General features: G+C 62.4%; 9 protein-coding genes. 7 read left to right on the forward strand and 2 right to left on the reverse strand.

From position 1 onward, the window contains the following. Positions 1-21: 21 nt before the first annotated feature. Both BLT26_RS09220 and BLT26_RS09225 read right to left on the reverse strand, forming a co-directional pair. A complete protein-coding gene (locus tag BLT26_RS09220; RefSeq protein WP_091512492.1) occupies positions 22-1080 on the reverse strand; it encodes a quinone-dependent dihydroorotate dehydrogenase in 1059 nt (352 codons plus the stop codon). Positions 1081-1115: 35 nt separating this feature from the next. Then, complete coding sequence (locus tag BLT26_RS09225) at positions 1116-6017, reverse strand: NAD-glutamate dehydrogenase (protein WP_091512495.1); 4902 nt, start codon at positions 6015-6017, stop codon at positions 1116-1118. 311 nt (positions 6018-6328) lie between these two features. Here BLT26_RS09225 and BLT26_RS09230 point away from each other — a divergent pair, with 311 nt between their 5' ends. From BLT26_RS09230 to rfbB, 7 genes are all read left to right on the forward strand, one after another. Further along, complete coding sequence (locus tag BLT26_RS09230; RefSeq protein ID WP_091512499.1) at positions 6329-7303, forward strand: AAA family ATPase; 975 nt, start codon at positions 6329-6331, stop codon at positions 7301-7303. Further along, positions 7303-8292: a DUF58 domain-containing protein gene (locus BLT26_RS09235; RefSeq protein WP_091512502.1), complete on the forward strand. Its 990-nt coding sequence runs from the start codon at positions 7303-7305 to the stop codon at positions 8290-8292. Before BLT26_RS09230 ends, BLT26_RS09235 begins: the two co-directional genes overlap by 1 nt. Then, a complete protein-coding gene (locus BLT26_RS09240; RefSeq protein ID WP_091512505.1) occupies positions 8289-8882 on the forward strand; it encodes a DUF4381 domain-containing protein in 594 nt (197 codons plus the stop codon). The genes BLT26_RS09235 and BLT26_RS09240 overlap by 4 nt, the downstream gene beginning before the upstream one ends. Next, on the forward strand, positions 8875-9921 hold the full coding sequence (locus BLT26_RS09245; RefSeq protein ID WP_091512508.1) for a vWA domain-containing protein: 1047 nt from the start codon (positions 8875-8877) through the stop codon (positions 9919-9921). Before BLT26_RS09240 ends, BLT26_RS09245 begins: the two co-directional genes overlap by 8 nt. Beyond that, positions 9918-11768, forward strand: coding sequence for a VWA domain-containing protein (locus BLT26_RS09250; RefSeq protein ID WP_091512513.1), 1851 nt, complete (start codon positions 9918-9920; stop codon positions 11766-11768). The genes BLT26_RS09245 and BLT26_RS09250 overlap by 4 nt, the downstream gene beginning before the upstream one ends. A gap of 107 nt (positions 11769-11875) precedes the next feature. Beyond that, positions 11876-13540 (forward strand): BatD family protein, encoded by a 1665-nt coding sequence (locus tag BLT26_RS09255; protein ID WP_091512517.1) that lies wholly within the window; start codon positions 11876-11878, stop codon positions 13538-13540. 322 nt (positions 13541-13862) lie between these two features. Further along, on the forward strand, positions 13863-14936 hold the full coding sequence (gene rfbB / locus BLT26_RS09260; protein WP_091513363.1) for a dTDP-glucose 4,6-dehydratase: 1074 nt from the start codon (positions 13863-13865) through the stop codon (positions 14934-14936). The last annotated feature ends 330 nt before the right edge of the window (positions 14937-15266 follow it).

The following is a 15266-nucleotide window of genomic DNA, read 5'->3' on the forward strand; positions in this document are numbered from 1 at the left end:
GCCGGCTTTCGCAAGCAGTCCTTAACCAGCGTCCTGCGCCTGCCTGTTCCCCTCGCCCTGGCGCCGCAACAGGGCAATCGCCTCGGCGGCCTCCCGGATGACCGCCGGGCCGCGATAGATAAAGCCGGTATAGATCTGAACTGCCGTCGCCCCGGCACGGATCTTCTCGACAGCACTTTCACCGTCAAAGATTCCACCCACGCCGATAATCGGCAGTGCGCCCTGCAGCTCATCGGCGAGCCTGCGGATCACCTCGTTTGAGCGGGAAGCCAGGGGCCTGCCGCTGAGCCCACCCTGCTCCTCCCCGTGCGGCAGGTTACTGACCGAAGACTTGTCAATGGTCGTGTTTGTGGCGATGACACCGTCGATCCCGTAGTTCCGCAACGCCGCGGCAACCTGGGCAATTTCCTCCGGTTCCATATCGGGAGCGATCTTTACCGCCAGCGGCACATACCGGTCACCCTCACGCGCCAGCTGTGCCTGCTTGCTCTTCAAAGCGTCCAGCAGGCTGTTCAGGTTTTCGCCGAACTGCAGGTCCCGCAGGCCCTGGGTGTTGGGCGAGGAGACATTGGCGGTGATGTAGTCCGCATACGGGTAGACCTTTTCCATACAGTGGCAATAGTCTTCCGCCGCTCGTTCGACCGGGGTATCGAAATTCTTGCCCACATTGATACCGAGCACTCCGCCGTAACGGCGACGGCTGACCCGCCCCACCAGGTAGTCGACCCCCAGGTTATTGAAGCCCATGCGGTTGATGATGGCCTCGGCTTCCTCCAGGCGGAAAATCCGCGGCTGGGGATTGCCCGGCTGCGGCCGCGGCGTCACCGTGCCCACCTCCACGAAGCCAAAGCCCAGGTGGCCGAGTCCGTTGAATGCCTGCGCGTTCTTGTCCAGTCCTGCCGCCAGGCCCACCGGGTTGGGCAGGGTCAGGCCCATCACCTCCACCGGGTCATCGGCCGGCGGGTCGGCGAACAGGGACAGGAGGCCCAGCCGCTCGGCAGCACCGATGGCATCCAGGGAAACATTGTGCGCGCGCTCCGGGTCGAGCGCGAACAGCGCCTTGCGCAAATATGAATACATGCTCTCTCGTTACCTGACTTTCTCTCTTCCGTGCATCACCCGGCCGCGCCGGCTGCGTGCGGCTCCGCGAGCGTTTCCTGGTCTGCAGTGGCATTGGCCAGGTACATCAGCTCGCGCAGCGCCACGGTAAACATGGCGAAATCGGTGGACGGTGCGGCCCGCAATTCGGCCAGGATCCCGTTCCACCGCTGTATGGCGGGCGCCATGATAGCCTTCCATTGGTCCATTGCGCCATCCACATCCAGATCGGTCTCGGCGGCGAGCCGCAGGAGATTGACCGCCAGGCTGCTCAGCTGGCTGTCCAGGTCGTCCATACTGGTCTCCCGGGCCTGGGCCTGCCAGAAGTTGTCCACTGGCAGGTCGATGATCTGGTTGCCGAACCACGGCAGGTCCAGGGCATCCGCGAGCCGGAAGTAGATCCGCGCTACCTCCTCCACCGGCCGGTTGCTGATCCTGGCTGACTCGGAGATGCCGAGGGCGGAATAGAGATAGGTGGGCGAGGCAGCCAGCAGCGCCACGTGCTCCGGGATCCCGGCCTCGAGCAGCTCGTTGTAACGCTCTTCCCACAGGCGCCGCGGGAGCCCACTGAGCACTTCCGGCAGCCCCTTGATCACTCGCTGCACGGATTCACGGTACGGAACCTGCCCGTCCGTCGCATCGAGTTCGGTACGCCGGTTGCGGATAAACCAGCGCGCGGCGCGTCGCACGCGGCCGATCATCGAGTTCAGCAGCTCGAGTTGCAGGCTCGCCGGCACCTGGTAATCGAGTGCCTCGATCTCGGCCTGGAACTCGTCCATCAGGTAGGCATCCCGGGCGCTGATGTAGGCCGCGGCAATGGTATTGATGTCCGCACCCGTGGCACCGGCCATGCGGTGATAGAAGGTGATCCCCATGTTGTTGACCATCTCGTTCGCCACCTGGGTGGCCACGATCTGCCGGCGCAGGGGGTGGTCGTAGACCAGCTCGCGGTAACGCGCTACCAGCTCCTCGGGGAAGGCGGACTCGACCGCCTCCAGCACCCGCGGGTTTTCGATGATCTCGGCTTCCAGCAACTCTTCCTTGAGCTTCACCTTCACGTAGGAGATGAGCACGGAGAGTTCCGGCCGCGTGAGGAACTGGCCGCGATTCTGCCGCTCGCTGATCTGCTCATTGTCCGGAATGAATTCCAGGCTGCGCCGCAGGCGCCCCTCGCTCTCCAGCGCGTTGATGGTGCGGCGGTACTCGTCGATACGCTCGGGTGCCTGGAGCTCGGCCAGGCTGAGGGCCTGGGTCTGCTCGTAGTTGTTGTGCAGCACCAGTTCGGAGACTGATTCCGTCATCTCCTCGAGCAACTGGTTGCGCTGCTTGCCGGTCAGGTCGCCGTTGGCCACCACCTTGTTCAGCAGGATCTTGATGTTAACTTCGTGGTCGGAACAGTCGACCCCGCCGGCGTTGTCGATAAAGTCGGTATTGCAGTGCCCGCCCGCGAGGGCAAACTCGATACGGCCCCGCTGGGTCATGCCCAGGTTGCCGCCCTCGCCGAATACCCTTGCGCGCAGCTCGCGCCCGTCCACCCGCAGGTTGTCGTTGGACTTGTCACCGACCTCGGCGTGGGATTCCGTCGACGCCTTGACGTAAGTACCGATACCGCCATTCCAGATCAGGTCGACCGGCGCTTTCAGCATGGCGCTGATCAGCTCGTTGGGGTTGAGGCGGTCCGCCTCGATACCGAAGGCCTCCTTCATTTCGGGAGTGATCTCGATGGACTTGGCCTGGCGCTCGAACACGCCCCCGCCCCTGGAGATCAGCGAGCGGTCGTAGTCCGCCCAGCTGGAGCGCGGCATCTCGAACAGCCGTGCCCGCTCGGCAAAACTGGCGGCGGCATCGGGATTCGGGTCGACGAAAATGTGCAGGTGGTTGAAGGCACCCTTCAGGCAGATATGCTCGGACAGCAGCATGCCGTTGCCGAACACGTCCCCACCCATGTCGCCAATGCCGATCACGGAGAAGTCCTCTTCCTGGACATTGATGCCCATCTCGCGGAAGTGGCGTTGCACCGAAACCCAGGCGCCGCGGGCAGTGATGCCCATCTTCTTGTGGTCGTAGCCCTGGCTGCCACCGGAGGCAAAGGCGTCGCCGAGCCAGAAGTCGTACTCCGCCGCGATGCCATTGGCAATATCGGAGAAGGTCGCGGTGCCCTTGTCGGCCGCGACAACCAGGTAGGGATCGTCCTCATCGCGGCGCACCACCTGCTCCGGCGGCACGACCTCACCGTCCTTGAGGTTATCGGTAATATCCAGCAGGCCCCTGATGAAGGTCTTGTAGCAGGCGATGCCTGCCTCGAGCATGGCCTCGCGGCTACCGTCTGCCGGCGGACGGCGCACCACAAAGCCGCCCTTGGCCCCGCTGGGCACGATCACCGCGTTCTTGACGTTCTGCGCCTTCACCAGGCCGAGGACCTCGGTACGGAAATCCTCGAGACGGTCTGACCAGCGCAGGCCGCCTCGGGCCACCTTGCCACCACGCAGGTGCACGCCCTCGACCTTCGGCGAGTAGACGAAAATCTCGAACTCCGGGCGGGGTTCCGGCAGCCCCGGGATATTGCGCGGGCTGAACTTGATGGAGATGTAATCCTTGGGCTCATCATCCTCGCCGGCCTGGAAGAAGTTGGTGCGCAGGGTGGCCAGGATCAGGTCCAGGTAGCGTCGCAGTACCTGGTCCTCGTTCAGGTTGTCGACCCCGTCGAGCCCATCGTGGATCTTCTTGATCAGGCGCTCCACCCGGGTCTGGTCCTGCTTGTTGCCGCTGCCGACCCGCGGATCGAACATGGCGCGGAACAAAGCCACCAGGTTGCGGGTGATATCCACGTGGTTCGCCAGGGTGGCGGCGATGTATGGCTGGCTGGCGCTGAACTTGGTCTGCTTGAGGTAGCGGGCGTAGGCGCGCAGCATGGTGACCTCCCGCCAGTTCAGGCGCGCAGCCAGTACCAGGCGGTTGAAGGCGTCGCTCTCCGCCACACCACTCCAGATCGCGGCGAAGGCATCCTGGAACAGGTTGCGTGAAGCCTGGGCATCGACGCGGGTCGGCAGGCCGAACTCCAGGTGGAACTCGTGCATCCACACGTCACTGATGCCCTTGGGCCGGATGGTGTAGGGGAACTCACCCATTACCCGCAGTCCCAGGTGCTCGAGTACCGGGATCACGTCGGACAATGGCAGGCCACCGCCCCAGTTGAATACCTTGAAGCGCAGGCTGCCAGGCGCCGCGCCCACTGGCTGGTAGAAACTCATTGCCACCCGGTTATGCGGGCTCAGCTCATCCATGGCCGCGATATCCTGCACGGCAATCCGCGGCTCGAAGTCTTCGCGGTAGCCGGCCGGGAAGGCGCGCCCATAAAGGTTGTACAGGCGATTCCCCTCTTCCTCGCCGTGGCTCTCGACGAGGGACTTATGGAAAACATCTTCCCAGGAACGGGTTATATCCACTATCTGTGCCTCCAGTCGGGCTTCATCAATCTCGACGGGCTCGCTGGGATCGACCCGGAAGACGAAGTGCACCCGCGCGAGAATGGATTCGGAAAAATAGGTGGTGAACTCGGATTCGCGCGCGTTTATTGCCTTGGCAATATGCGCGCAAATCAGCTCGCGAACATCACTGTTGAACTGCTCGCGGGGCACGAAGACCGTTGCCGTGACGAACTTACCGAAGGGGTCACGACGCATGAACAGGCGGATATGGGCCCGCTCGTTCATGCTCAGTACGCCCATTACCGTATGGAACAGGCCCTGGGTGCTGCTCTGGAAAAGCTCGTCGCGCGGGAAGGTATCCAGGATCCGGCGCAGCGCCTTGCCATCATGGCTGTGGGGCGAGAGGCCACTGGACTCCATGATCGAGGCAATCTTGCGGCGGATAATCGGGATATTGACCGGGCTCTCGGTATATACGGGTGAAGTGTAGAGTCCCATGATTGCGGACTCACCGATCACCTCCCCGCTGGCATCGTACCGCTTGACGGTCACATAGTCGGAGTAGGCTGCGCGGTGTACCCGCGACTTCACCGACGACTTGGCGAATGTCAGGTAATTCGGCCCCTGGTAAAAGCGCTGCTTGCCCTCGTTGAACGCCGCCTCCGGCGTTGGCTCGGCGGTCTCCTCCAGCTTTTTGAAGATCCCGAGACGGCGGTTTTCCACCTCGGTCAGGACCTTCCCATCACCCTCCTGGGTGAACTCGTACTCCCGGTAGCCGAGAAAAGTGAAATTCCCGTCCCGCATCCACTGCAGGAACGCACACGCTTCCTGCAGGTTGGCGTCGTCCTTCTCTACACCAGTATGCAGCTGGTCCTCCAGCGCGCTGCAGGTGTCCAGCATGGGCACATAGTCATCGACCACCAGCTCGACGTCGCCGAGGATATCCTTGAGCGCCGCCGTCAGGTCGGAGTGGCGCCCGGCAGAGGTGTCGAGGTTGATCTCGACGTGAATCAGGGCCTCGGCGGACACACCCGTCGGCAGGTCCATTCCTGGCCGGGGCCTCGGCAGCAGCTTCTTGAGCTTGCCCTTGGCGGTGCGCTCCATCTGCAGAACGGTGCTCTTGATCGAGTGAATCACCGTGTCACGGCGATTGATCTCGATGCGTACCGAATCCACCAGGAATGGCATATCGCGTTGCAGCACACCCACCACAGTGTGCGAACACTCCCAGCCATCGTCTTCGAGTCGCGGGTTGAAGACCCGCACCTTGGGGCGCCCGGGCGTGCGCTGCTGGATAAAGTCCCACCAGGTGTAAATGCACCCGTAGACATCAGCCATCCGCCGCCCCTCAAGGTCCTCCAGCGGATACTGGTGCAGGAACTGCTCGGCAAAAGCCACCACGGGCTCGGCCTTGTCGGCCAATTTCTCGCGGATCAGGCTACTCACCTGCTCGACCAGTTCCTCCCGGCTATCGGTAATTACCGTCGCCATATTCACGCAAAACCTCCCAAGCTCATTATGTGAAGCCGGCCGGGCATCGCAGGCCTGCTTATTCTTATCGGGTGCGAGGACCAATGCCTCATTTCACTAACTTGCATACCGCCCGGCAGGCGTACAATCCTTGACCAGGCAAAGAACTTTTGTTTATCCCGGCAGCCTAAAGCCACCGGTGGTTGCCTCAGGGCCCAGTGCCGCTAGAATCAACAGAACCACGCCTCCGGCCGCGGGCGACTATATATAAAAGATGATAGATATCGGCCCGCGGGAAAGGGAGCAGCATCATTCTCGGCAGAAGAGACATTATGGAATCGACGACGCAGAATATCAGGGACCGCGTTATCGCTCTGGGCGATTGGCTGGAGCAACAGATCATTGGCCAGGAGGCCCTGGTAAACCGGATACTGATCGCGCTCCTGGCGGACGGCCACCTGCTGGTCGAGGGCGCCCCTGGCCTGGCGAAGACCAAAGCGATCAAGACACTCGGCGATGCTATAGAGGGAGATTTCCATCGCGTCCAATTTACGCCGGACCTGTTACCGGCAGATATTACCGGTACCGATATCTATCGACCGGAAACCGGAGAGTTCCATTTTCAGCCTGGCCCGGTTTTCCACAACCTGGTGCTGGCTGACGAGATCAACCGCGCGCCTGCAAAAGTCCAGTCCGCCCTGCTTGAGGCCATGGCGGAACGCCAGATCAGTGTAGGCCGCAAAACCTATCCGTTACCGGACCTGTTCCTGGTGATGGCCACGCAAAACCCTATCGAGCAAGAAGGGACTTATCCGCTGCCAGAGGCCCAATTGGATAGATTCCTCATGCAAGTGAATCTTGCCTACCCCGATGCGGGCGCGGAAGCAAAAATTCTGCGCCTGGCCAGATCCGAGGCTGCCGTTGGCGAAAATCGCCCTTCCGGTGTGGTCAGCCAGGAGGAGGTTTTCCGCGCCCGCAACCAGGTCCTCGAAATGCAGATGGTGGAAGCGGTAGAGACCTATCTTGTCCAACTTGTCATTGCTACACGCGAACCGGCGAAGTATGACAGCGAGCTGGCCAGCTGGCTAGATTTTGGTGCAAGTCCCAGGGCGACGATCGCCCTGGATCGCTGCGCCCGCGCCCGCGCCTGGCTCGAAGGTCGTGACTTTGTCACCCCGGACGATGTCATGGAAGTAGCACCCGATATCCTCCGTCACCGCCTGCTACTCAGCTTTGAGGCCGAGGCGGCGGGCGTGACGGCCGACCAGGTGATCCACAGGCTACTGCAACAGGTTCCGGCAATCTGATGCCAAAGGCTGTTTCCCACACCGAGCTCAGCCCGCGCGGCGCTTATCCGGAGGTCACCTCACTGGTACAGCTCCGCTACATCGCGCGCCAGCTGCACATGTTCCGGCCCCGCCTGGCGCGCAGCGACCAGGCCGGCGGCCTGCTGACCCGCTACCGCGGACGCGGCATGAACTTCGAGGAGGTCCGGCATTACCACCCGGGGGACGATGTGCGCTCCATCGACTGGCGGGTGACCGCACGCACCGGGGAAACACATACCAAGCTTTACCAGGAGGAGCGCGAACGGCCTGTCGTGATCCTGGTGGACCTGCGTTCGCCGATGTTTTTCGGCAGCCGCCGGGCGTTCAAGTCCGTGGTTGCCAGCGGGATAGCGGCGGCGCTGGGATGGGCCGGCCTGCATCATAGTGACCGCATTGGCGCCATGATATTTACCGACGACGCTATCGATACGGTGCGTCCCCGCCGCAGCCATCACGCCGTCCTGGCGATGATACACGCCATGGTCGAGCTGGCCGGCGAGCTGGACAGCCCGGTGCCCGCGAACGGCAGCCAGCCCATGAAACTGCTGCTCGAGGAAGCCCGGCGGATCAGCCGCCCCGGCACGGCACTATTCCTGGTTTCAGACTGCCACGACCTGGACGAGAGCTGTGCCCAGCCACTATACCTCCTCACCCGCCACGCGGACCTGCAGGTGCTCCGCATCGCGGACCCGCTGGAGCTGTCGCTGCCCGCGCAATCGCTGACCATCTCCGATGGTCGCCAGCGGACCTTCCTCGGCGCCGGCAACCGCCCACTGCGGGAGTTTTTTGCCGAGCGCCATGCGCAGGCCCGCGCCGATGTCGAGCAGCTCTGCCGGCGGCACCGACTGCCGTTGCTGGACTTTGACACCGCCAGCCCGCTGGTGCCCACCCTGCTCGACTACTTCGGCAACCGGCAGCGTGACAACAGCCGGCTCAGTGCCCCCGCAGCACGGGAGCTGGCGCCATGAGACTCCCGGGCAGCCGTCAAGCCACGCCGCAGCCAGCGCCCCCGCAACCGGCGCAGCCACAGCTGTCACCGGAACAGCAGGAGCTGATGGCGCAGCTGCGGGACATACACGAGCCGGCGCCAGTCGGCTGGTGGCCACCTGCCCCCGGGTGGTGGCTACTGGCGGCCATGCTGGTGGCCGTGCTGATCGCCGCCCTGCTATGGCTGCAGCGCGCGCGCGCGCGAGCCGTGCGGCTCCGCTACCGGCAGGAAGCAGTACAGCTGCTGAAGGAAATCGACCCCGCAGATACCCGTGCGGCCGAGACAGCCAACGAGATTCTCAAGCGCGTGGCCGTCACCAGCTACAGTCGCGTCCGTGCCGGCCGCCTCACCGGGAGCGCGTGGCTGCAATTCCTGGAACAAAGCAGCGGCCTCCCCTGCCCCCCTGCAGCAAGGAAGGCCCTGCTCGAGGAGCTCTATCGCCGGGATCGCTCCAGCGAGGAAGCCAACCGGGCACTGGTCGATTACGCCATCGACTGGGTCAGGCGCCACAAGCAGGCACTGCCAATGGCCGCTGCGCGGACACAGGCCACGGAGGCAGCGGATGTTTGAATTTGCCTCTCCCTGGGTCTTTGCGCTGCTGCCCCTGCCGCTGCTGACCCGGCGCCTGCTGCCGCGGGCCCGCCCCCTCGACAGCGCGCTCAAGGTGCCTTTCTACGCGGAACTCTCGCAACGGGGCAGTGGCGCACCCGGTAACCTGCTCAACCTGTTAATGCTCTGGCTGCTGTGGATCCTGTTGATAACCGCGGCTGCCAGGCCCCAGTGGTATGGCGAACCGATCACCCAGACCAGCAGCGCACGCGACCTGCTGTTGGCCGTGGACATTTCCGGCAGTATGGAGACACCGGACATGCTGCTGGCCGGTCGGCCCGCGATGCGGATCGACGCAGTGAAAGATGTAGTGGGCAATTTCGTCGAGCGCCGCAAGGGGGACCGGCTGGGACTGGTATTGTTCGGCACGCGCGCCTACCTGCAGGCACCGCTTACTTACGACCGCGAGACAGTCGGCACGCTGCTGCGCGAGGCGCAGATCGGCTTCGCCGGCCAGGGTACCGCCATCGGTGACGCCATCGGGCTGGCGGTCAAGCGACTGACACAGCGACCGGCGGAACAGCGGGTGCTGATCCTGCTTACCGACGGCGCCAATACCGCCGGTGAAGTAGCGCCGCTAAAGGCCGCGGAACTCGCCCAGCAGGCGGGCGTGACCGTCTACACCATCGGGGTAGGTGCCGAGGAAATGGTGCGCCCGGGCCTGCTGGGCAGTCGGTTCGGCGCGCGCCGCATCAACCCATCCCGCGACCTCGACAGCGAGACCCTGCAGGCCATCGCCGAGCGCACCGGGGGGCAGTATTTCCGCGCCCGCGACCCCGCAGAACTGGCGCGAATCTACGAGGAACTTGACCGCCTGGAGCCGGTCGAGCAGGAGGCCGCCACCTACCGCCCCCTACGCTCCCTGTACATCTGGCCGCTGGGCGCAGCCCTGGCGCTGGCCTTCCTGTGGGCCGCCATCCCCCTGCTGCGCTCAGCGCCAGGCCGTGTCGCAGCCCGGATTAGCGAGCGACGCAGCCTCGCGGGAGGGAAGCTGTCGTGAACCTCCTGGCCGACCTCGAACAGTTTCATTTCCTGCGCCCAGCGCTCCTCTGGCTGCTGCTGCCGGCCGCCCTGGCTTGCTGGGCACTTGCCCGGACGGTGTTCAACAGCGGCCAGCTGCAGAAACTGGTCGACGCCGACCTGTTGCCGCACCTTTTGCTGCGCGGCGGTGCGCGACGCCCGTTGCTGTTTATGCTCATTTTCTTCCTGCTGGCCGGCATGATCGTCGCCCTCGCCGGTCCCAGCTGGCGCAAGCTGCCCACCCCTGTTTTCAGCAACCAGGATGCGCTGGTAATCCTGCTCGACCTGTCCCCGTCCATGATGGCGACCGACCTGTCGCCCGACCGGCTCACCCGCGCACGGCTGAAAATCCTCGACATTCTCAAGGAGCGCAAGGACGGGCTTACCGCCATGGTTGCTTATGGCGGCGAGGCCCATGTGGTAACTCCGCTGACCGAGGATACAGCCACTATCGCCAACCTGGTGCCGGCTCTCTCCCCCGGGATCGTGCCGGTGCCCGGCAGTAACATCGAGATGGCGGTAGAGGCCGCAATCCGCCTGCTGCAAGACGGTGCCAGCGGCCGGGGCCGCATCCTGGCCGTAACCGACGGTATCGCTGACGAAGCCCTCGGGACAGTGGCCGGGCTTACCGACCCGGCCGCAATCGAGTTTTCCGTCCTGGCGGTGGGGAGTGGTGAGGGCAGCCCGATTCCCCGCGGCAACAGCGGCGGGTTCGTGACCGACGGTAACGGTGCCATCGTGATCGCCGGGTACGATGCCGGCCAGCTGCGCAAGCTGGCGCGCAGAGGAGGCGGCCGTTTTTCCCAGATCACCGTTGATGACCGGGATATCTCCTACCTGCTCGAGCAGGCGGGCACCCCCGAGCAGGCCACGGAGACCGAGCGCGAGTTTGACCAGTGGCGAGAAGAGGGCCCGTGGCTGGTGCTGCTGTTGTTACCCCTGGCCGCCCTGTTGTTCCGGCGCGGGGCATTGGCGTGCGCCCTGCCCCTTGCCGTGAGCTTGCTCCTCCCGCAACCTTCCCGCGCAGACGAGGCCAGCGGCATCTGGGATGACCTCTGGCTTCGCGACGACCAGCAGGCCCGCAGGCTGTTACAGCAGGGAGCCCCGGAGCGTGCCGCAAAGCTCTTCGAGGACCCGCAGTGGCGCGGCACCGCCAAATACCGCGCCGAAGATTTCCCCTCAGCAGCCAAGCTGTTCTCGCGCGGCGCGAACGCAGACAGCCTCTATAACCTGGGCAACAGCCTCACCCGCCAGGGCCGCTATGACGAGGCAATCGCCGCCTATGGCCAGGCGCTGGCCCGCCAGCCTCAATTCCCGGATGCGGAGCACAACCGGGAAATCGCCCGCAAGCTCAAGGAGCTGCAACAACAGAAGCAGCAGCAACAACAGTCCCAGCAGGGACAAAAACAGCAGCAAGAGCAGCAGGGTCAAAAGGAGCAACAGCAGGGGGCACAGCAGCCTGGCGAGCAGCAAGATGAAGATCAGTCGGGGTCACAAACCGGCCAGTCTCCGCAGCAGGAGCAACAGGACGGCAGCGAAGCGCAGGACGGTGCCGAGCAGCAACAACAGGGTGCCCAGGCCGGCGAGGAAGCCGAGACCGACGGTGAGGGGAAAGCCGGGGAGCAAGCCGACCGGCAGCAGGCCCCGAATGAAAACGCGCTGGATCCCGAGACCCAGCAGGCCCTGGACCAGTGGCTGCGCCAGATTCCCGACGACCCGGCCGGCCTGATGCGCGAGAAATTCAAGTACGAGAGCCTGCAGCGCAGGCGGGAATACCGCACCGGCGAGTGGAAGCCACCGGAAAACGGGGCTTCCCAGCGATGGTAGCTACAGGAACCAGCAGCCAGCGCTCTTCTTGCCAGGGCTGCTCGTCGGTTAACATCAACCCAGGGGCGGCCCAGCGCCGCAGTACATTGCGAGACTGTTCACATACCATGCGCCGAGTATCCCACCTGCTCCAGGCAGTGTTTTTCCTGCTGCTGGCCAGCACGGCAGCGGCAGATAGCGAGCTCACCGCGACCGTCGACCGCAACGAGATCGCGATCGATGAGACACTGAACCTGCGGCTGCGCTATTCCGGCAAGGAATCCGGCGGGCAACCGGACTTCGAACTGCTGGAACAGGATTTCGATATCCTCTCCCGCCAGCAGTCCAACCAGTACCGGGTGATCAATGGTCGCGCGGAGAGCTTTGTCGAGTGGATGCTGACCCTGGCCCCAAAACGGGAAGGACGCCTGTTCGTGCCCTCCCTGCACCTGCACGGAAAGGTTTCCGACGCAATTCCGATAACCGTTTCCGAGGCCGGCTCCCGGCCCGATGGCGGCGACAGCAAGGCCTTTCTCGAGGTTGAACTCGATAAAGACCGGATTTATGTTCAGGAGCAACTGCTGGTCAAGGTCCGCCTTTATACGGTAATCGGGCTCCACGACATCTCCACCGACCCGCTGCAGATTCCCGGCGCCCATATCGAGAAAGTGGACGAGCAGCGCTACGAGCGCCGGATCGGCGGGGTCGCACATGCGGTCTACGAGCTGACCTATGCCGTCTTCCCGGAAAGCTCGGGCAAGCTCCGTATCCCCGCCCTCACCTACGTGGCTGTGGCCGGCCGCCGCGATCCGTTCTCGCTCTTCAACCGCAACACCCAGCGCCTGCGTCTGCGGTCAGAGGCGAAGGAAATCGAGGTACTGCCCAAGCCGGACAGTTACAGCGGCGAGCACTGGCTGCCGGCAGCCAGCCTGGGCATCGTGCAGAGCTGGAGCCAGGACCCTGACACCTTCAAAGTGGGCGAACCGATCACGCGGATCATCACCATTCGGGCGGAAGGGCTGCGTGCGGCCCAGCTCCCTCCCCTGCCCCGGATCAATGTGGAGGGCCTGAAGACGTACCCCGACCAGCCCCAGCAGGATGACCAGGCCGGCGCCAGCGGCATCAGCGGCAGCCGCATCGAGACCACCGCCATCGTTGCCACCAGGGCCGGTGAATACCAACTGCCCCCGATCACCCTGAGCTGGTGGGATACCAAGGCCGGCCGCCAGCGGGTGACGCAGTTGCCTGCTTTCCGGTTTACCGTCAGTGGTGCTCCAGGCGCTGCCGGCACCAGCGCCAGCGGTCCCTCCACCCTGCCCGCCCCGGCCACCGGCAGCCAGCTTTCAGGCGATGCGTTTTGGCGTAACCTGGCTATTGCGGCAGTGGCGTCGCACTTGTTGTGGATTTTTTATTTTTGGTGGTTTCGGCGGCACCTTGGCGTGCCGCGAAATTACAATCCAGCCCCGCAGAGAAAAAGCACAACAGAGAGTCGCGAAATACTACTACAAGCAGCGGAAAGCGGTGACGCCACCCGCCTCCGTGAGGCGCTACAGTCCTGGCTCTACGAACGGTGTCCGAAACTGAAAGGAAAGGGTATTGACGAGGCCAGCGAGCAGTTGCAACTGAAAGAATTGACTAAACTGCAACAACTGCTAAATGCCGCCCTGTACGTAAAACCTGCTCGCCCGCTCAACCGGCAGCAGGTGCAGATTTTGGTAAAAAAGCTATTAAGGGCCGAGGCCGAACCCCAAGCCCAGCCCAAGCAAGGGTCACTGCCAGAGCTGTTCGGTTAACGAAGCAGCATCCTGTCCCACCGGGTCTGTCCTCGCGAGCCCAAACAGGGTCCATACTAACGGGCATCCAGCCAACGCAAACTTGCTGCCACACGCAAAACCTGGTGCATCTTGCGCTTGAACATCCAGAGGTGCTGCCTCGTGCGCGAGCAGAGGCAGAGATTCCATCAGAGCGCCCTCCGGCTAGCGCCCTTCCCACCCAGTCTACCGACCTGGGTCCCTTCCAGTATGTACCAAAGGCTCTTCTGTTGGTAACATTGGCACCCAAACAACAACTCGCACCAATTTACCGGTGCTCTTGCGATTTTCTTTAGAGGTAAAAGTGGGAACGATCTTAGTCACCGGGGGCGCTGGGTTCATTGGAAGTGCTGTTGTTCGCCATATCATCAACTGCACTCCGGATACGGTAGTAAATGTTGACAAGCTTACCTATGCGGGAAACCTGGATTCTCTGCGGTCAGTAGCGCAGTCGCCACGGTATAATTTCGAGAAAATCGACATTTGTGACCAGCCGGCCATATCTAACTTGCTGGCCAAATATCAGCCCACCTCCATTATGCATCTGGCCGCGGAATCCCACGTCGATCGCTCGATAGATGGTCCGGGTGCTTTCATCGAGACAAATATCCACGGAACTTATTGCCTGCTTCAGGCTGCCAGGGATTATTGGTCTGCCCTGCCACAAGAAGCACGGGAGAGTTTTCGTTTCCACCACATCTCAACCGATGAAGTTTACGGTGACCTGGAGTCCGCTGATGAACTGTTCACCGAGGAGACTCCTTACGCACCCAGCTCACCCTATTCGGCAAGCAAGGCTGCGTCTGACCATCTCGTAAGAGCTTGGGGGCGCACCTACGGCCTGCCGATTCTCATCACTAACTGTTCGAACAATTATGGTCCCTTCCACTTCCCGGAAAAGCTGATTCCGCATGTAATATTAAATGCCTTAGCAGGAAAACCACTCCCGGTTTACGGAGATGGCTCGCAGATACGTGATTGGCTGTTCGTTGAAGATCATGCTAAAGCACTGTACCGGGTTGTTACAAACGGAGAGATCGGCGAAACCTACAATATTGGGGGACATAACGAAAAGAAGAACATCGAGGTTGTTGAGACAATCTGCGAACTGCTCGAGGAATTGGCGCCCAACAAGCCTGCTGGGGTGACTCACTATAAAGATTTAATCACCTTTGTGAGTGATCGGCCTGGCCACGACCGTCGCTATGCAATAGACGCCAGTAAAATCAAGGATCAGCTCGGGTGGATGCCGGAACATACTTTTGAGTCAGGAATTCGTGAAACTGTACAGTGGTACCTCAACAATGAATCCTGGTGGAGCAACGTATTGAGTGGGGATTATCAACTCAACCGCATCGGGATGACGCCGGCTGAGTAATTAGATAGACCTCAACCTTCCCCGCGATCTCGCAGCGCTCTTCAAAGGCCGTTATCGAGATCGCTGGACAACTCAACCATAAGCCGCACGAAGCCCGCCAGCAATTTCGACTCTCGTTCTATAGCTGCTGCATTTCTTCGAATTTTACAGCTTAAAAAGTCTAGCCAGCAAAACGCAATCTATCAAAACCGGTATACTGCGTGAGCCTAGACGCCCTGCTAATTAGAAGCCAAGCTGAAACTAGGCTTCACCCCCCTCAAAAAAAGAACAGAGCTCGAACCCTAGTCGACAACAGTTCCCTGCCCCGAAAGCAGCGCACGCCTAGGGAAG

Origin of the sequence: Microbulbifer yueqingensis (assembly GCF_900100355.1) — a bacterium.
Classification (GTDB): Bacteria; Pseudomonadota; Gammaproteobacteria; order Pseudomonadales; family Cellvibrionaceae; genus Microbulbifer; species Microbulbifer yueqingensis.